The sequence below is a fragment of the Pauljensenia sp. UMB6358 genome (genome assembly GCF_030216865.1).
In the GTDB taxonomy this organism is placed as follows: domain Bacteria; phylum Actinomycetota; class Actinomycetes; order Actinomycetales; family Actinomycetaceae; genus Pauljensenia; species Pauljensenia turicensis_A.
This window is the reverse complement of sequence record NZ_JASOMS010000002.1, coordinates 24,473-41,221: the sequence shown is the minus strand read 5'-3', so window position 1 is coordinate 41,221 and position 16,749 is coordinate 24,473. Positions and strand designations below refer to the sequence as shown.

Annotated in this window: 16 protein-coding genes, 1 tRNA gene and 1 pseudogene; 15 read left to right on the top strand and 3 right to left on the bottom strand. The window is 58.4% G+C overall.

Translation table 11 applies throughout. From position 1 onward, the window contains the following. The first annotated feature begins 215 nt into the window (after positions 1 to 215). Positions 216 to 482: an HPr family phosphocarrier protein gene (locus tag QP381_RS01860; RefSeq protein ID WP_285067614.1), complete on the top strand. Its 267-nt coding sequence runs from the start codon at positions 216 to 218 to the stop codon at positions 480 to 482. A 2-nt stretch (positions 483 to 484) separates the two neighbouring features. Next, positions 485 to 2,170 (top strand): phosphoenolpyruvate--protein phosphotransferase, encoded by a 1,686-nt coding sequence (gene ptsP / locus QP381_RS01855; protein ID WP_285067613.1) that lies wholly within the window; start codon positions 485 to 487, stop codon positions 2,168 to 2,170. Positions 2,171 to 2,251: 81 nt separating this feature from the next. Here ptsP and QP381_RS01850 read toward each other — a convergent pair whose 3' ends face one another. Together QP381_RS01850 and QP381_RS01845 are read right to left on the bottom strand one after the other, a co-directional pair. Continuing rightward, positions 2,252 to 2,875, bottom strand: coding sequence for a superoxide dismutase (locus tag QP381_RS01850; protein ID WP_006680505.1), 624 nt, complete (start codon positions 2,873 to 2,875; stop codon positions 2,252 to 2,254). A gap of 266 nt (positions 2,876 to 3,141) precedes the next feature. Next, positions 3,142 to 4,086 (bottom strand): DUF808 domain-containing protein, encoded by a 945-nt coding sequence (locus tag QP381_RS01845; protein WP_285067609.1) that lies wholly within the window; start codon positions 4,084 to 4,086, stop codon positions 3,142 to 3,144. Between the two features lie 243 nt (positions 4,087 to 4,329). Between QP381_RS01845 and QP381_RS01840 the strand changes: the two genes are divergently transcribed. The 6 genes from QP381_RS01840 (at position 4,330) to QP381_RS01815 (ending at position 13,086) form a co-directional block, all read left to right on the top strand. Beyond that, positions 4,330 to 6,033: a DUF7059 domain-containing protein gene (locus QP381_RS01840; RefSeq protein WP_285067606.1), complete on the top strand. Its 1,704-nt coding sequence runs from the start codon at positions 4,330 to 4,332 to the stop codon at positions 6,031 to 6,033. 114 nt (positions 6,034 to 6,147) lie between these two features. Further along, on the top strand, positions 6,148 to 8,877 hold the full coding sequence (gene topA / locus QP381_RS01835) for a type I DNA topoisomerase (RefSeq protein WP_285067603.1): 2,730 nt from the start codon (positions 6,148 to 6,150) through the stop codon (positions 8,875 to 8,877). Between the two features lie 137 nt (positions 8,878 to 9,014). Then, a complete protein-coding gene (gene tmk, locus QP381_RS01830; protein ID WP_219585889.1) occupies positions 9,015 to 9,866 on the top strand; it encodes a dTMP kinase in 852 nt (283 codons plus the stop codon). Beyond that, entirely contained in the window at positions 9,866 to 11,137 is a 1,272-nt protein-coding gene (locus QP381_RS01825) for a DNA polymerase III subunit delta' (RefSeq protein ID WP_285067600.1), read from the top strand. The genes tmk and QP381_RS01825 overlap by 1 nt, the downstream gene beginning before the upstream one ends. A gap of 48 nt (positions 11,138 to 11,185) precedes the next feature. Continuing rightward, positions 11,186 to 12,832, top strand: coding sequence for an alpha/beta hydrolase (locus QP381_RS01820; RefSeq protein ID WP_285067598.1), 1,647 nt, complete (start codon positions 11,186 to 11,188; stop codon positions 12,830 to 12,832). Positions 12,833 to 13,013: 181 nt separating this feature from the next. Then, positions 13,014 to 13,086: transfer RNA gene (locus QP381_RS01815), tRNA-Thr, on the top strand. On the opposite strand, the gene QP381_RS09655 is transcribed toward QP381_RS01815, so the two are convergent. After that, positions 13,042 to 13,359, bottom strand: a complete 318-nt coding sequence (locus QP381_RS09655) for a helix-turn-helix domain-containing protein (RefSeq protein ID WP_442953394.1) — start codon at positions 13,357 to 13,359, stop codon at positions 13,042 to 13,044. The genes QP381_RS01815 and QP381_RS09655 overlap by 45 nt on opposite strands. 84 nt (positions 13,360 to 13,443) lie before the next feature. On the opposite strand from QP381_RS09655, the gene QP381_RS01810 reads away from it, so the two are divergent. The 7 genes and pseudogenes from QP381_RS01810 (at position 13,444) to QP381_RS01785 (ending at position 16,733) form a co-directional block, all read left to right on the top strand. Then, entirely contained in the window at positions 13,444 to 13,758 is a 315-nt protein-coding gene (locus QP381_RS01810) for a MerR family transcriptional regulator (RefSeq protein ID WP_285067596.1), read from the top strand. Beyond that, positions 13,748 to 14,041 (top strand): hypothetical protein, encoded by a 294-nt coding sequence (locus QP381_RS01805; protein WP_285067594.1) that lies wholly within the window; start codon positions 13,748 to 13,750, stop codon positions 14,039 to 14,041. Before QP381_RS01810 ends, QP381_RS01805 begins: the two co-directional genes overlap by 11 nt. Positions 14,042 to 14,078: 37 nt before the next feature. Further along, entirely contained in the window at positions 14,079 to 14,297 is a 219-nt protein-coding gene (locus tag QP381_RS01800; protein ID WP_285067592.1) for a hypothetical protein, read from the top strand. After that, entirely contained in the window at positions 14,294 to 14,578 is a 285-nt protein-coding gene (locus tag QP381_RS01795; RefSeq protein WP_285067590.1) for a hypothetical protein, read from the top strand. The genes QP381_RS01800 and QP381_RS01795 overlap by 4 nt, the downstream gene beginning before the upstream one ends. Further along, a pseudogene (locus QP381_RS09650) lies at positions 14,575 to 14,766 on the top strand (helix-turn-helix domain-containing protein); the annotation flags it as partial. The gene QP381_RS01795 and the pseudogene QP381_RS09650, both read left to right, overlap by 4 nt. A gap of 366 nt (positions 14,767 to 15,132) precedes the next feature. Further along, positions 15,133 to 15,669, top strand: a complete 537-nt coding sequence (locus tag QP381_RS01790) for a hypothetical protein (RefSeq protein WP_285067589.1) — start codon at positions 15,133 to 15,135, stop codon at positions 15,667 to 15,669. Next, positions 15,666 to 16,733, top strand: a complete 1,068-nt coding sequence (locus QP381_RS01785; protein WP_285067588.1) for a MarR family transcriptional regulator — start codon at positions 15,666 to 15,668, stop codon at positions 16,731 to 16,733. The genes QP381_RS01790 and QP381_RS01785 overlap by 4 nt, the downstream gene beginning before the upstream one ends. The last annotated feature ends 16 nt before the right edge of the window (positions 16,734 to 16,749 follow it).

Below are 16,749 nucleotides of genomic sequence, written 5' to 3'. Positions count from 1 at the left end.
CTTGGTGCGGTGTGTAGTCGGCCCTCGGCTTGGCTGTGGGTGAGGAAAGTGTGGCCGGCCTCGTGAATGGGGAAGAAGGCGGAAGGCGCTGACGTGACAATGGTCGCGCAATTGCACCATGAAAGTGTGCTGACAGGCACGATAATTCCTTTTACGATAAAGGCAAGGGTCAATATGTCCAACGATGGACATACCCGGGTTGGAAGGAAAACCTCATGATCTCTCGTTCTGTTGTCATCGCCTCCTCCGTTGGTCTGCACGCGCGCCCCGCTGCCGTCCTTGCCGATGCCGTTGATGAATCCGGTGTCGACATCGTTATCTCGTTCGACGGTGAAGAAGCAGACGCAGCATCGCTCCTCGAAATCATGACCCTCGGTGTCAAGCACGGCGACGAAGTCACCCTGTCCACCGAAGATGACAACGCTGGCGCTGTTCTCGACTCGCTGGCCAAACTGCTTTCGCGCGATCTCGACCAGGAGTGAGCATGAGCACCGGACACTCAGTCCTTCACGGAATCGGCGTCTCAGCCGGAACAGCCGCTGCTCCGGTAGCGATCGTGCGCCCAGCACCCGGCGTTGATACGAACGAACCTGCTTGCACTGATCCCGAGGTGGACGGTGCCCGTGTGCGCGAGGCTCTCGCAACAGTCAGCAACAGCCTCAAAGAACGTATGGAAACGGCTCCCGAAGAGTCGAAGCCGATCCTGAAAGCCACCGCCAAACTCGCGTCAGACCGCGGTCTGGCAAAGGGGATCGACAAGAAGCTGAAGAAGGGCTTCGGTGTGACTGCCGCAGTCGAAGCAGCTGTCGAAGAATACGCCGAAATGCTCCGCGGACTGGGCGGGTACATGGCGGAACGCGCCACCGACCTGTACGATGTGCGCGACCGTGCAATGTGTGCACTGCGCGGACTTCCGGCTCCCGGCGTTCCCTCATTCGATGAGCCTGTCATCCTGGTTGCTCGCGATCTGGCACCCGCTGAAACTGCAACCCTGAACCCTGAGAAGGTCAAGGGCATCATCACCGAAATCGGTGGCCCCACGTCGCACACCGCGATTCTGGCCGCTCAGCTTGGTATTCCGGCAATCGTGAAGGTTACCGGCATCCTCGATATCACCGAAGGGTGCATGCTCGCCCTTGACGGTGGCGTCGGTGAAGTCATCATTAATCCGACCGACGAAGAAGTTGAGCTTCTTGAAGCGCGCTCGCGTCATCGCGCTACCGCGCTTGCCGGCTCGTCCGGTGAAGGTGCGACCTACGACGGCTACAAGGTCAAGCTTCTCGCCAACATCGGCACGGTCGATGACGCTGAACGCGCAGCTAAGTTCGACCTTGAAGGCTCCGGCTTGTTCCGTACCGAATTCCTGTTCCTCGATCGCGCGGATGCGCCTTCGTTAGAAGAACAGACGGAAACCTACACCAAGGTTCTCCAGGCGTTCGGTGACCGTCGTGTTGTCGTGCGCACGCTTGACGCCGGCGCCGACAAGCCACTGTCGTTTGCGGATCTTGGCAAGGAAGAAAACCCGGCGCTTGGCCGTCGCGGTTTGCGCCTCTGCCAGGCTCGCGAGGACCTGATTGATACGCAGCTGACTGCTTTGGCTGCCGCCTACGAGGCCACGAAGGCTGACCTTTGGGTCATGGCACCGATGGTGTCCACACTTGAGGAAGCCCAGTGGTTCGCCGACAAGGCGCGTGGCGTGGGCCTGCCGAAGGTCGGCATCATGATCGAAGTTCCCGCGGCCGCTATCCGCGCAGACCAGATGCTGTCCATCGTTGACTTTGCCTCGATCGGCACGAATGACCTGACGCAGTACACGATGGCCGCTGACCGCATGGACGGCGAGCTTGCTCCGCTGCTCAACGCGTGGCAGCCGGCTGTCCTGCAGATGATCAAGTTCGCCTGTGAAGGTGGTCGTTCGACAGGCAAGTCGATCGGTGTCTGCGGTGAAGCCGGTGGCGACCCGCTGTTAGCGCTGGTTTTGACAGGTTTGGGTGTTGGCTCCCTGTCGATGGCACCGACCAAGGTGAACGCTGTTCGCGCCGCTCTTCGCCTGCACGACCTGGCGACCTGCCAGCAGATGGCTGCGTATGCGCTGGATGCTCCGACGGCTGAAGAGGGACGCAACAATGTCCTGAAGCTTGTCTCGCCGACGATGCTGGCGTTGCTCTGAGCACCCTCTGATTGAAGCACGAAGCCCCGGACCTCTACGAGGTCCGGGGCTCTGCTTTGTTAGTCAGAGACTAGGCAGGCGTCAGGCGACAACCAGGCCGGTGTACTGGGTGCGGGCGCGCTCGAAGCGTGCTGCGACGTCGTCCCAGTTGACGATGTTCCACCATGCCTTGACGTAGTCTGCCTTGACGTTCTGGTAGTCGAGGTAGAAGGCGTGCTCCCACATATCCAGCATGAGTAGCGGGACGGTGGCGACCGGGATGTTACCCTGCTGGTCGGTCAGCTGGAAGGTGACCAGGCGGCCAGCGAGTGCATCCCATGCGAGGATGCCCCAGCCGGAGCCCTGCAGGCCGAGAGCCGCTGCTGCGAACTGGCCCTGGAACTTCTCGAAGGAGCCGAAGTATTCGTCGATTGCTGCGGCGAGTTCGCCTTCGGGGCGACCCTGGCCGTCGGGGGTCATGTTCTGCCAGAAGATGGTGTGGTTGGTGTGGCCACCGAGGTTGAACGCAAGGTTCTTCTCGTACAGGTTGATGGCGGCGAAGTCGCCGGATTCGCGTGCTGCTTCGAGCTTCTCAAGGGCGGTGTTTGCGCCACCGACGTAGTTTGCGTGGTGCTTGTCATGGTGCAGTTCCATGATTGTGCCGGAGATGTGCGGCTCGAGTGCTGCGTAGTCGTAGGGGAGCTCGGGGAGCGTGTAGACGGTCATTGCGTCTCCTTCGTTAGGTATTTATGGCAGTGCCGCGACTGCCGTTCACACTTTCGAGGGTACAGGGCTTTAGTCCCCTTTTGCTACGGGAACGGTGGAACATGGACGTGAGGTTTCAGCCATTGCCGGCTGGGAATAAAACGCGCGTTGGGTGCAACGGGTGTGGTTTCACGAGGCCGCGCCCGCCTGTCGTAGGTCTTGGCGCAATTGGTGCGCGAGCTCGCCTCTGCTGATGGAGGTGTTGCGTTAGGGCCTCGTCGATGCCCTTACTTGGTGTGGCGCACCCGCTTGATGACGCTGGAAAACCCGAGCCAAATGTAGGCCAGGACGATGCCCCAGATCATGCCGAAGATGCCGGATTGGACGGTTTCGGCGGTCCATGCGGCGGCGCCACCGAGGTGTTCGACGTAGGAGACGCCGTGCTCGACGATGTGATGGAGCACGGTGAAGCCGAGGGTATTGAGGGAGGAGATGACGATGTGTCCGCCGACCCAGAGCATAGCGATCGTGCCGACGATTCCGATGACGGTGAAGACCTTCGGCATGACGGAAACGAGGCCTCGTCCAAAGCTGGCAATGCCACCCTTCTTTTCTGCGAGGCGTAGACCAAGGTCATCCATTTTGACCAGGACGGCGACGATTCCGTAGACGAAGAAGGTCATGAAGAAGGCGACACCGACCATGATGCCAACTTTGATGAGGTTGGAGGTGGTGGTGACGCCGGCCAGCGAAATAAGCATAATTTCCGCGGAAAGAATCAGGTCAGTGCGAGTGGCGGAAGAAACGATGCCCATCTCAATTTCTTCAGGAGTAACGGAGGTCGCTGAGTCCTTGTGGTCTTCGTGTTTGGGGTAGAGGTGGAGCTTGGCGAGAGCTTTTTCTCCGCCTTCGAAGCAGAGATACGAGCCACCGATAATGAGGATGACAGGCAGAAGCCAGGGGGCTAGCCAGGTGAGGATCAATGCGACCGGCAGGATGATGGCGAGCTTGTTAATAAGGGATGCGCGCGCGATCTTCTTGATGATCGGGATTTCACGACTCGGGTCAAGGCCAGCCACATACTGCGGGGTGATGGCGGTGTCGTCGATGACGACGCCAACGGCTTTCGACGATGCTTTTGCGGCGCCGACAGCAATGTCATCGAGGGATGATGCTGTTGCTTTCGCGAGCGTGGCAATGTCGTCGAGAAGTGCGATGAGTCCGCCGGCCATGTTTGTCCTTGAAGTAGACGGTGTGTACGTCTCATCATGCCAGCGTTGGGGTGCCTGCGTGTAGCGAGGACGGGTGGGAGTGGGTGCGCAGGGAGTTGGTGCGTGGTTGGGTGAGTACGATCGCTTTCCGCTGGTTGTTGGTGATTCAGTGACGAGGCCGCGCTTGTGGATACAAGTTTGCGTGTTCACAGGGCGCGGTTTGTGCAATTCGATTTGTCCATGGTGGCAACTAGTGTTGGTGTCATGAACGAATCCGAAGTGGCTGTTGCCAATACGCCGATCGTTGATCCGGCACTGATCGCGTGTCTGCGCTCTGACTTTGATGATGCCGGCTGGTACGTCGATGCTCTGAAGCAGGTTGTGTCGCAACGTGCTCTTACGGCCTTGGGGCGTGAACAGCGTGTGCCTGCGTTGGTTGAACTGCGTGCTCAGACCGCTCCGATCTCTGTTTTGACCAGGCTCTTCATGTTGGGCGATACGGTGGCGGGACAGCAGCTGGATCAGGCACTTCCCACGTGTGGCGTCGCCGGTGCCGTGTCGCTGGGTCTTGTGCAACCCGTGGCCGACTCGAGCTCTCCGTCGCGCTACCGCGCGACGGTTGACCTGCGCCCCTACAGCGCTGTGATTCCCGACGTTATGGTCGGCGGTGGGTCAGATTCCGATTCGACTCGACAGCTGAATTGGTGGATTGCCTCAGATCTAACGTCAATGGTGACAGGCGGAGCTCTTCGCCCTGACCACGTGTTGGGTGTGGGTGGAGCATCCACCAGTCTGCTTGAGATGACGATCCGAAAGCCCTTTACGTCTGCCCTCGATATGGGGTGTGGTTGCGGAATCCAGGCGATGCACTTGGCAACTCATTGTGAACGTGTTGTGGCGACTGACCTGTCAGAGCGCGCGTGCCAGTTCACACGCTTTAATGCGGCGTTGAATGACATGCAGATTGATGTGCGTGCGGGTTCGCTTTTTGAACCCGTTGCTGGACAGACCTTTGATCTGATCGTGACGAACCCTCCCTTCGTTATTACTCCTGATGTTCTGCGCGGAGATGGCGACGATCTGCTGGAATATCGCGATGGCGGGATGAGTCGTGACGAACTAGTTCGCACCGTAATCCAGATGGGCCCAGATTATCTGGTGCCCGGCGGGTATATGCAGATGATTGGGAACTGGGAGATCCCCGCGGATGTGGATCCCGATTCTGGGTGGTCAGATCGTCTGAAGCCGTGGTTCTCCGACCGGCCCGTGGACGCGTGGATTGTCCAGCGCGATGTCTTGGACCCCGCGCAGTACGTGGAAATGTGGCTTCAAGATGCTGATCCCCACGACGCGGATTCTGAAGCGGATGCTGAACTGGACATTGGCGAATCCGGAGCGATGGTCGGTGTCGAGGATCCTTTCGGCCTCGTAGATTCGAAGCGAGAAATCGCATACGCGAAATGGCTCGCCGACTTTGACAGCGCGAACGTCGGCGCAGTCGGCATGGGGTTTGTTGCCATGCGACGACTGGACGCGGACGAAGCGGGTGGCGCTCGCGGAATCCAGCACTTCGATCTTGAACTCACTGGGCGCAGGCCGTTAGGAGCAGATGTCGAGCGCACGTTGGATGCGTTGCGCCTTCCGGACGATCTTGGTGCGCTGACTCTGGTTCGTGCCGATGACGTGACTGAAGAACGCCACTTTGTTCCAGGTACCCCTGATCCGAACGTCATGATCATGCATCAGGGCAGTGGACTTGGACGATCCATCATGGTCGGTACCGCCGTGTCAGCGATTGTTGGGGCGTGCGACGGCGAACTAGAGGTCGGGCAGATCAGTGCGGCCGTGGCGATGCTCACTGACCGTGAAATCTCAGACGTTCGCGCGGAAGTCGACACTCCGCTTCGAGCCCTGATTCGGGCAGGAATGCTTGAAGTTGCGACGTGTAGCAAGCAGTCGACCGTCTAGTGGACTTTCGTTGACACCGAGTGGACAGTGCGCGAAATTTGCCGGGTCCGTTGTAAGGTCAGGCAAGCGCGACGATTTTCGTTGAATTCAAATTAGGCACCGAAAGGGTGAGTCATGGGAGCGTCAAAGCTGGTCATCGTGGAGTCTCCCGCGAAGGCTGCGACCATCGAGGGATACCTAGGTCCCGACTACCATGTGACCGCATCAATTGGGCACATTCGTGACTTGCCTCAGCCGAAGGAGCTTCCGACCGACATGAAGAAGGGCCCCTACGGCCGCTTCGCCGTCGATGTCGAGCACGGTTTTACCCCTTACTATGCGGTCAACCCGGACAAGAAGAAAAAGGTCACCGAACTCAGGCGTGCGCTGAAAGAAGCCGACGAACTCTTCCTGGCAACTGATGAGGACCGCGAAGGTGAAGCAATCGCATGGCACCTTCTGCAGGTGTTGAAACCGAAGGTGCCGGTTAAGCGTATGGTCTTCCACGAAATCACAAAGGAAGCGATTACTCGCGCGCTTGAGAACACTCGTGAGCTCGATACGGCGCTCGTCGATGCGCAGGAAACCCGTCGAATCCTTGACCGCCTGTACGGCTACGAGGTCTCGCCTCTGCTCTGGCGCAAGATCCGTCCTTCCCTGTCGGCTGGTCGCGTGCAGTCAGTGGCAACCCGTCTGGTCGTGGATCGTGAACGTGACCGTATTGCCCACATTTCCGCTGAATACTGGTCAATCCAGACCCGCATCGAAGCAGGCGACGCGTTCAACGCGAAGGTCACGCACGTTGATGGTCGATCCGTAGCAACAGGTTCCGACTTCAGCGAGAAGGGTGTTCTGAAGGACAAGTCGGAAAAGGCTGACGTCCTGCACCTGAACGAGACACTCGCTCAAGATCTCGCCACCGCGTTGAAAGCATCCACGACATCGGTTATTGATTCGGTCACGCAGAAGCCGTATCGTCGTCGTCCGGCAGCGCCGTTCACGACGTCCACACTGCAGCAGGAAGCCTCGCGAAAGCTGCACTGGAATGCCTCGTCGACAATGCGTACCGCTCAGTCTCTGTACGAGTCCGGTTACATCACCTACATGCGAACCGACTCGACTGCACTGTCCGGCCAAGCCGTTGCCGCGGCTCGAGCGCAGGCCGCAGAGCTTTACGGTGCCGCCTCTGTCCCCGAGAAGCCTCGCGTGTACGGCAAGGTTGCGAAGGGAGCACAGGAAGCTCACGAAGCTATCCGCCCCGCCGGCGATCACTTCCGTACCCCCGCACAGGTTGCAGGTCAGTTGAGCCGTCAGCAGTTGGCTCTCTATGACTTGATCTGGAAGCGTACGGTTGCCTCGCAGATGACCGACGCTGTCGGTTTTACCGCGACGATTCGTGTTGCTACCGACGTTGCCACATCCGATGGTGCGCACTCTGTTGTTTCTTCCGCCTCTGGCACGGTCATCACCGAGCCCGGCTTCCGTCAGGCCTACGAAGAAGGCCGTGACAAGGGTCGTTACGACGCTGAAAAGGACAGTGAAGCAGAAGCAACTCTGCCGAACGTCTCCGAAGGCGATAGTGCAAACGTCGTGGAAGCAATCGCTGAAAGACACGAGACTCAGCCTCCGGGTCGCTACACCGAAGCAACTCTGGTCAAGACTATGGAAGAGCGTGGCATCGGTCGTCCTTCCACGTATGCGGCAACGATCCAGACGATCGGTGACCGCGGATACATCACGCACCGCGGTCAGTACCTTGTGCCGACATGGTTGGCATTCTCGGTCATGCGTCTGCTGGAAGAGAGCCTGCCTGGATTGGTTGACTACGACTTCACCGCGTCTATGGAAACGGATCTTGACCGCATCGCTACCGGTGAAGAAAAGGGTGCTGACTTCCTCACCGGTTTTTACCTGGGTGAAAATGGCAAGGGCGATGAAGACGGCTTGAAGTATCAGGTCGAATCACTCGGCGACGATATCGATGCTCGCGCCGTGAACTCGCAGCCTGTTGGTGATGACGTGGTTGTTCGCGTGGGTCGCTATGGCCCGTACCTTGAAAAGGCTGATGGCACGCGCGCCAACCTGCCCGAAGACGTTGCTCCCGATGAGGTCAACGCCGAAAAGATCTCCGAACTGTTCGCTCTTGCTGCAGATGATGGTCGCGAGCTGGGTGTTGATCCGCAAACCGGTCACACGCTGGTGGCAAAAAACGGCCGTTTTGGCCCTTACATCACCGAGATTCTTCCCGAACCGGAAGAAACAGAAGCCACGACTACGAGGGGACGCAAGAAGGCTGCACCGAAGCCTCGAACCGCATCGCTGTTTAAGAGCATGGACCTGTCGACGGTGACCCTTGAACAGGCTCTCCAACTGCTTTCGCTTCCGCGCGAGGTCGGTGTTGATCCGGAAACGCAGGAAGTGATTACCGCTCAGAACGGTCGCTATGGTCCGTACCTGAAGAAGGGGAGCGACTCGCGCACGCTGGCGTCGGAAGAACAGTTGCTCACGATCACGGTGGACGAGGCTCTTGCGATCTACGCTCAGCCGAAAGTTCGCGGTCGAGGCGCTGCAAAGCCACCGCTTCGCGAGTTCGGTGAAGACCCGGTGTCCGGTAAGAAGGTCACGGTGAAGGACGGTCGTTTCGGTCCGTACGTGACAGACGGAGAAACGAACGTGACGGTGCCTCGTGCAGAAAGCGTCGAAGACCTGACCGAAGAACGTGCCTTCATGCTACTTGCCGATAAGCGTGCAAAGGGGCCGGCTCCGAAGCGAGGTCGTGCGACCGCGAAGAAGTCGAGCACAAAGAAGACCACGACACGTAAGACAACAACAAAGAAAACTGCTGCAAAGAAGACAACGAAGTAGTGGTCGACCGGTGCGCATCGGCAGGAACTGAACACCGGGGCCTGCAGTGACGTGCATGCGACGAACACATGTCTTTGTTCCAAAACAGGGCAGGTCATGCGACGATTGAAAGCATGACGGTAGACGGGAGTATGGGGATGAGCGCTGAGGGTGTGTTTATCACCTTCGAAGGTGGCGACGGAGCTGGAAAATCAACGCAGATCCAGCGCGTTCGTGACTGGTTTATCGAGCGTGGTCGTACCGTCAAGGTCACCCGTGAGCCCGGCGGTACCGAGCTTGGCGTTCAGATCCGTCAGATGGTTCAAAACGGTCCCGAAGACATCGATCCTCAGACCGAAGCCCTACTGTATGCAGCGGATCGCGCCTATCACGTTGCTACCCTGATCCGTCCAGCTCTTGCAGCCGGTGAGGTCGTATTGGCTGATCGCTATATCGATTCGTCACTCGCATACCAAGGGGCCGCTCGATCGCTTGGTGTTGACGAAATTCGTTCCCTGTCCATGTGGGCAACCCAGAGCCTAGATCCGACCCTGACCTTCCTGCTCGACCTGCCTCCAGAAGTGGGAGCCCGTCGTCGCACGGACGCCCCCGACCGCATGGAACGCGAATCCACGGACTTCCATGAGCGCGTCCGCCACGAATACCTGCGTTTGGCCGATGCTGAACCTGAACGCATTATCGTGATCGACGGCGTTGGCACGCCCGACGAAGTCTTTTCCGAAATCCGTGGTGTCCTTGAAGAACGCTTCGGCTCTGGCGTTGTTCAACACGTGGATGATGAAACCGCCGTCGATCAACCTTCTCGACCGGTCGACAAATCTGCCGAACCGTTGACTACGGATAACGCGAAGGTGGTGTCGCACTCGGCGCCGAAAGCCAAGACAAAGTCCGGCGCTCAGTCTTCGAAGTCATCCAAGAAGAAGTCAATGCTTGGAATCCTTGCAGGACAGGCACCCCTGTGGCCATCCGCAGAAGAAGATAAAGCCTAATGGCGCTCCGTGGAGCACACGTCTGGGATGAACTCGTCGGCCAAGAAGCCGCCGTCGAGATCCTTCGAGGTGCTGCGCTAGGTGCGCGTGGCCTCGTCGATGGGGAACATGCGCACGCGTCTGTTGATCCCTCCCAGGCGGATCGCACTTCAGCCGACCCCTCCGATGACGATATCGATTCGGCCGGCGATGACGCTTCTCGCGCGATGAGCCACGCGTGGCTGATTACCGGACCGCCCGGTTCGGGTCGTTCGGTTGCTGCCAGGGCATTCGCGGCAGCCCTCCAATGCACCGAAGCCGACATGGGTGCAGGACACTGCCCAGGTTGCATAACAACGATGAACGGATCGAATGCTGACGTGCACCTTGTGGCCACAGAAGCCAGCGTCATTTCTGTCGATACCGCGCGTTCTCTGGTTCTCCACGCTCAGTCAGCACCCTCGCAGGGACGTTGGCGCGTCATCATCGTTGAAGATGCGGATCGTCTGACTGAAGCCGGCGCGAACGCGCTACTGAAAGCCATTGAAGAACCGCCCGCTCGCACCGTCTGGCTCCTGTGTTCTCCCAGCCCAGAAGACATGATTACGACGATTCGTTCGCGTTGCCGTCACCTTGGGCTCCGTATTCCATCCGTGGAAGCGGTCGCTGACCTGCTTGTCAGGGAAGGCGTGGCAGACCGGCAGAGCGCGATCAGCGCTGCCCGCACCGCCCAGTCGCATATCGGGTTGGCGAGGGCGCTGGCGAAAGACCCTGAAATGCGTGAGCGCCGTCGTCAGATTATGACCGCACCGGTTCGCGTTCGCTCCGTGGGAGAAGCAGTTTTCGCTGCCGAAGGTCTTTTGAAGACAGCGCAGGCGCAAGCTGATGCGCAGACTCTTGAACGAAACGCGCGCGAGAAAGCAGCTTTGCTTCGCCAGCTCGGCATGGACGAATCCGAGCGACCTGACCGTCAGCAAAGAGTGATGCTCAAACAACTGGAAGACGACCAGAAGCGTCGTTCCAAGCGCGCTCTGACCGATGCGTTAGATCGTGCGCTCGTTGATTTGCTCGCGATCTATCGCGATGTGCTGATGGTGCAGTTGGGGACCGGTCAACAGTTGGTGAATGCTGATCTTGAAGACTTGGTTGACGAACTGGCGTCCGATTCGACGCCTCGTCAGACAATGGGTCGCGTTGCCGCAATTGAAGAAGCCCGCAAGCGCCTTGTGTCGAACGGACAGGCACTTCTTGTGCTCGAAGCGATGGCAGTATCGCTTCGTCCCCAGGCTTAACGTCAGCCCAAGCACTCACTCCGACGAGGACTCCCATATCCTTGTCCTATGATTGTGAAGTCGAAGCGTCGAATAGCGATTGTTGCGATTGTTGGCGTCGTTGTCTTGGCGTTGCCGTTCATCGTGAACGCGGCAATGCTCCTGATTAACAGCTTCCGCTATTCCGAGAGCTCCGTCCGCCCCTCCGAACCGAACGCCGTTTCGGGCACATCGGTCGATGATTTCTATGCTCAGACAATCAACTGGGGCGATTGCTCGACACAACAGATTTCCGACGGTTCGTCGGTGTCTCCTTCCGATCCGCAGAACTATCAGTGCGCAACGCTGTACGCGCCACTGGACTGGGACGAGCCCTCGGGCGAGCAAATTACGCTGTCGATCGCAGTGCATCGCAGTGGGGTCGAGGATGCTCCGGCGCTTTTCTACAATCTTGGTGGTCCGGGTGGCGCTGCCGTGTCGTCACTGGTCGGCCAAGTAAACGATGGTTTGGGCGACGCGGTTGTGAAGACTTATGACATCGTTGCTCTGGATCCTCGTGGCGTTGGCGCCTCGTCCCCCGCGATCTGCATGACGGATGCCCAGCGTGATGCCTACGCGACGGATGGCACGCTGGGCGATGGCGGGACTGCTGGCGAAGGTGTCTCCGGTCGCACTATGGATCCCGCTGAGATCATCGCGCACGCCGAAAAGCTGAGCGCCAGGATCGCCGATGGTTGCCAGCAACTGTCCGGGAACGTCTACAAGCACATCGATACGGTGTCCGTGGCGAAGGATTTCGACATGGCTCGTGCAATTCTTGGTCAAGAGAAGCTGAACTACCTTGGGTATTCCTACGGCACGTTCGTTGGCGCACTCTACGCCGATATGTTCGCTGACAAGGTGGGGCGTTTCGTTCTTGATGGTGCGATTGATCCAGCGATGGATATCAACCAGGTGTCGGATCTTCAGATGGAAGGTTTTGAAGCGTCCGCGCGCCATTGGCTTGAAGAATGTGTTGCGGGGAAGGATTGCCCGTTCAGCGGAAGCGTTAATGACGCGGTCGCTGATCTTGTGGCCTTTCTTGATGCTGTCGCGGATCAGCCGCTTGAGACTTCGGATCCTGACCGTCCGTTGACGCGTAATCTGGCGTTGACGGGAATTATTACGGGCTTGTATTCGTCCGATTCGTATTCTGTCCTCACCGAGGCGGTGCGCCAGGCGGTACAGGATAGCGACGGTTCGCAGTTGCTGTATATCGCGGACTTGTCCAGTGAACGCCAGGATGATGGTACGTTCGCGTCGAATTCGATGGATGCGTTGATCGTGGTGAATAACGCTGATTATGAGCCGGTTGGCACCCCGGAAGAGTGGGCGCAGGCCGCTGAAAAACTGGCTGATACGCTCCCGGTCTTCGGCGCGGATGCGGGGTATGCGTCGGCCGGTCTGAGTGCGTGGCCGACTGATCATGCGGCTCGCCAGCCGGTGAGTGCGAAGGGTGCCGCGCCGATTGTCGTGGTGGGGACGACGCATGATCCTGCGACTCCGTATGTGATGGCGCAGAACTTGGCGTCTCAGTTGGAGTCCGGTGTGCTGGTCTCGGTTGAAGGCTGGTCGCACACCGCCTATTCGAAGAAGGCCAGTACGTGCGTGGTGGATGCAGTCGAAGGCTACTTGGTCGACGGGAGAGTTCCGGCCAACGGTTTGAGTTGTTCGTGACCGCCTCCTGATTCACGAGGCCGATCGGCTCCGCCCCCGGGTGGGATGGTCGTCGGATTGCGGGCGGCCTCGCATGTGAGGAATATCCAAACGGTTAATCTGGGTAGTCATTTGCGGCAAACCCGTGGCGCACACTATGGTTATACCGTTGTCCGAACGCCCCTGTGGGGATTGCGGACAGGCCACCTTAGCTCAGTCGGCAGAGCGATTCACTCGTAATGAATAGGTCGTGGGTTCGATTCCCACAGGTGGCTCTGAGCTGACCCCGCGAGAGCGGGGGTTTTCGCATATCCGGGGACGAATGGAGCCGGTATCCAGCCACCCTCACGGTCAGGAGTTGGCACCAAGTCGTTTAGCTCAACTTGGAAGAAATTAGCAACGGTTAGAAGCTCTTGCAGGCTCCATCCCACGTCTCCCCGTAGTTTTCGCGTCACAGTTGAGCGTGACAGTCCGAGTAGCTGAGCGAGGTTCACGGCGTACATCCTGTGTGCAAAAAGGTGTTGGTTAATGGAGATACCAACAGCCATGTCTGCTGTCATGCGCTCCAAGCGAGGGGCTTTCTCGTTTCGTTCCATGTGTAAATCATAGCAATAAGTGCAGAAAATGCAACAGTGATTCTTGACAGCACTGAATGCGCATGTAAGTATGGCGCGCAGGAGGTGCAGAAAATGCAACAAACAACAATCATTGACGCATTCGAGGCTGCGCGGATTCTCGAAGTTTCCCCAGATACGGTGCGTCGATGGGCAAGAAATGGCGATGTTAAGCATGTGCGGCTTCCTTCGGGTCGCCTCCGTTTTGAGGAGGGCGATATTAGGTCCTTGCTCCAGCCGGTATTAGCTCACGCTGATGATCTGCCTTTGCCGGAAGATCGGGTGCTGCCTTGTTTTTCTGAGTCTGGCGGTGGGTTTGATGATGCCGAATAAACCAAGCCGGGAGTCATACGAGAGCCTTATCGCTTCGTTGCGCGATGCGGTGTGGGAAACCGAAGATACGGCCAGCGCGATTAGTAAGTTGTATGACCTCGTATGGGCTATCAAAGACGAGAAAGCCCTCCGCGAGATTCAAGCGCTGGCCGGTCGTATGTGCACTGCGGGCGCAAGCATTATGGAGTACTCAACGCGTATTGATTTGGCGATAAGTCTTGACACAGGCGTTATTGCAAGCGGTGAGGCCGTTCTGTCTGGTGGTGGGTCTGGTGAGTGCTGAGGCTGTTCAGTGGGCTTGGCGGGTTGAGTGTCGTCGGTTGAGTGACAAGTTGGTTTTGCTTCGGTTGGCGTGGAAGGCGGATGGCGATGGTGCTGTTCGTGTTGATCCGGCGTTGGTGTCGGGTGTGACGGGTTTGAGTTTGTCTCGTGTGGAGGCGGCTATTTCTTCTTTAGAGCGTTCGGGTCTTATTGAGGCTCGGCGGTGGTCTGATTCGGGCTGCTGGTCAGCCCGCTTGCTGTTAGGCGGCGCGTTGTGAGTTTGGAAGCGATTGAGTGGGCGTTTGGTTTAACCGACGGTATTGATGTGCTCGAAAAGATGGTCTTGTTGTCTTTGGCTGATGATGCTGGCGAGGACGGCTGGATGTTGTTGCGCTCGCTTGAGCGTCCAGCTCACCGGTCGCGTTCAAGTGTTGATGATGTGAAAGGTGCTTTGGTCCATCTTCGTGAGCTTGGGCTTATCAAGATGGATGGCTCGGATATTGAAGCGGAGCGCTTTCCCACGTTGTGTCAGGTGATGGTGGGGAGTGATGGGCTATGAGTTTCAGGGCTGTTGCGTGGGCGTTTGATCGGATTAAGGGTCTTGGGCAGGGCGAGAAGCTGGTGTTGTTGGCGTTGGCGGAGTTCGCTAACGACGAGGATGAGACGTGGCGTTCGCGTGAGGAGATTGCTCAGCGTGCGGAGTGTTCTTTGCGGAGTGTGGCGTCGCATTTAAAGACGCTGGATGAGTGTGGGCTCATTTCACGTGTTCCGCGTTATTCGTGGTGCGGGGATCAGTCGGGTGCGTGTGCGGATAAGTCCGCGCATAAGCACCGGTCGGGCACGACGTATCGTCTGCATTTGGAGGTGGAGGGTAATTTCGCTGAGTCTGCTGAGTCCACAGATGCAAATCTTGCACATGTGGACTTTTCGGCGGAATGTAGCGGTTGTGGCCACACATGCAAATCTTGCACATGTGGAGACGATAGGGGTTCCACAGATGCAAATTCGGGTAGTCCACAGATGCAACAGGTTGCACCCATATGTACATATAACCCCCAAATAAACCACCAAACCAAACCTAACCAAACCGAACCTACACACGAGGAAGCGCCTGTGGGGTGCGAGGGTGAGTTTTTTGGTTCGGTTGGGTCTGGTGTGGAAGTCGAGATTGATTCGCCGTTGGGGGTGGCGGATGCGGAGTTGATCGCGGAGTGCCTGCCACCGCCCTTGAGGGTGCTGGATGCTACGGGCGCTGTTGCGGTGGCGCGGGTGTTGCGTGAGTGCGTGGACGCGGGTTGGCAACCGGCCCAGATTCGCCAGGTGATGGATCAGGCTTTGCCGCCCAATGTTGGTCGTTTGCCGGCCTTGGTGTGTTACAGGCTTCGGGCGAATGTGCTCAAGGGTCAGCCCCCGGCGCGTAGTGCGGATGAGGATCCGCGTGTGCGTCGTGAGCGTGAGCGCCAGGCGGAGCGCGCGCGTCAAGAGCGCATTGAGGCTCTTGCGGCTCAGGTTGAGCTTGGGGATGTTGATCCGTTGTGGGATCAGGCGTGGAGCCAGGTTGTGTCTGAGAACCCGGAGGCGTCTCGCGTGGAGCAGTTGCATTTGGCGCAGGAGCGTCACGCTGTCTTGCTGGGTGGTGAGTCGGCGTGAGTGTGTCGTGGCCGGTGTGGGCGCGTGGCGTGAAGGGTTTAACCCCGTCGCAGTCGCTGGTGTTGTTTGAGCTTGCCCGTTTGGCTGATGCTCGGGGCGTGGTGATTTGCGCGGTTGAGCACCTGGTGGAGGCTACGGGCGTGGCGCGCCGTAGCGTGTTTCGCGCGTTAGCTGGGTTGGAGGAGCGCGGCGTGCTTTCTCGAAAGATGCGCTATCGGGGCGGTAAGCAGGCTTCGTCAAGGTTTGTTTTGCATTGGGTGACTACTCGTAGCCAAGCGATTGTCAGTGATGATGCTGGCGAGGGTGCTGTAGCGGTTGAGCCGGTGGTTGAGGCTTGTGAGAGTGCTGTGGCTTTGCGTATTTCGGATAATGAGGGTTTGCGCAGGACTCTTGAGCAGGCCGCGTCTGAGGGTTGGCGTGGGGCTGCGGCTCAGTGTTTGGCGGCGACGTTGCACCAGGTGGGTGCGCGTCAGTTTTCTAGCGCGATTTCAAGGGGTATGCAGTTTTCGGGCATGTCGTATTCCGAAGCGGCGTGTGACACGTATGGGATCGCGTGGGAGGTGGCGATAACGTGTACTGAGCAGCTTGTTGAGGCTTCTAGCCCGTGGGCGGTGTGGACAACGATTGTGAACCGGCGTTGTTTTGCTCGTGATGATGCTCGTGGCGTGGAGGAGCTGGTGGAGCCAGCGATGATGCCTGAGGTGGGTTTGCGTCCTGGTATGGGTCAGGATTCTGAGGTGTGGGTGTCGGTCGATGATTTTTCCGGCCCGCTTGCTCGACTGGTTGAGGCCTTGATCGATGCGGGTATGAGTGAGACCTTGGCGTGGGCGGGCACGCTTCGCGTGGCTGAACTGGCGGTGAGTGATGCGTCAAGGCGGCACCGGGCAGCTGGTGTTGATCCGCGTTTATCTGATCTTGGTGTGAGCCCGGATGCGGGCAGGGCGTGGATGACGATGTTAGTTGGCTCTCGCCGTGGCGTGAAGGGTAGTATTTTGGATGCTGATGATGAATCATTAGCGTTAGCGGCTCGCGAGGTGGTTGAGGCTCTTACCCCCGCAGCCTAGTTAATGTGACGCGCGC

Excerpts from the sequence above, each read along its gene's own strand:
- QP381_RS01840 (WP_285067606.1), top strand. The coding sequence starts at position 4,330 with ATGAACGAATCCGAAGTGGCTGTTGCCAATACGCCGATCGTTGATCCG.
- QP381_RS01860 (WP_285067614.1), top strand. The coding sequence starts at position 216 with ATGATCTCTCGTTCTGTTGTCATCGCCTCCTCCGTTGGTCTGCACGCG.
- tmk (WP_219585889.1), top strand. The coding sequence starts at position 9,015 with ATGAGCGCTGAGGGTGTGTTTATCACCTTCGAAGGTGGCGACGGAGCT.
- QP381_RS01850 (WP_006680505.1), bottom strand. The coding sequence starts at position 2,875 with ATGACCGTCTACACGCTCCCCGAGCTCCCCTACGACTACGCAGCACTC.
- QP381_RS01805 (WP_285067594.1), top strand. The coding sequence starts at position 13,748 with ATGCCGAATAAACCAAGCCGGGAGTCATACGAGAGCCTTATCGCTTCG.
- ptsP (WP_285067613.1), top strand. The coding sequence starts at position 485 with ATGAGCACCGGACACTCAGTCCTTCACGGAATCGGCGTCTCAGCCGGA.
- topA (WP_285067603.1), top strand. The coding sequence starts at position 6,148 with ATGGGAGCGTCAAAGCTGGTCATCGTGGAGTCTCCCGCGAAGGCTGCG.
- QP381_RS01825 (WP_285067600.1), top strand. The coding sequence starts at position 9,866 with ATGGCGCTCCGTGGAGCACACGTCTGGGATGAACTCGTCGGCCAAGAA.
- QP381_RS01845 (WP_285067609.1), bottom strand. The coding sequence starts at position 4,086 with ATGGCCGGCGGACTCATCGCACTTCTCGACGACATTGCCACGCTCGCG.
- QP381_RS01820 (WP_285067598.1), top strand. The coding sequence starts at position 11,186 with ATGATTGTGAAGTCGAAGCGTCGAATAGCGATTGTTGCGATTGTTGGC.
- QP381_RS09655 (WP_442953394.1), bottom strand. The coding sequence starts at position 13,359 with ATGGCTGTTGGTATCTCCATTAACCAACACCTTTTTGCACACAGGATG.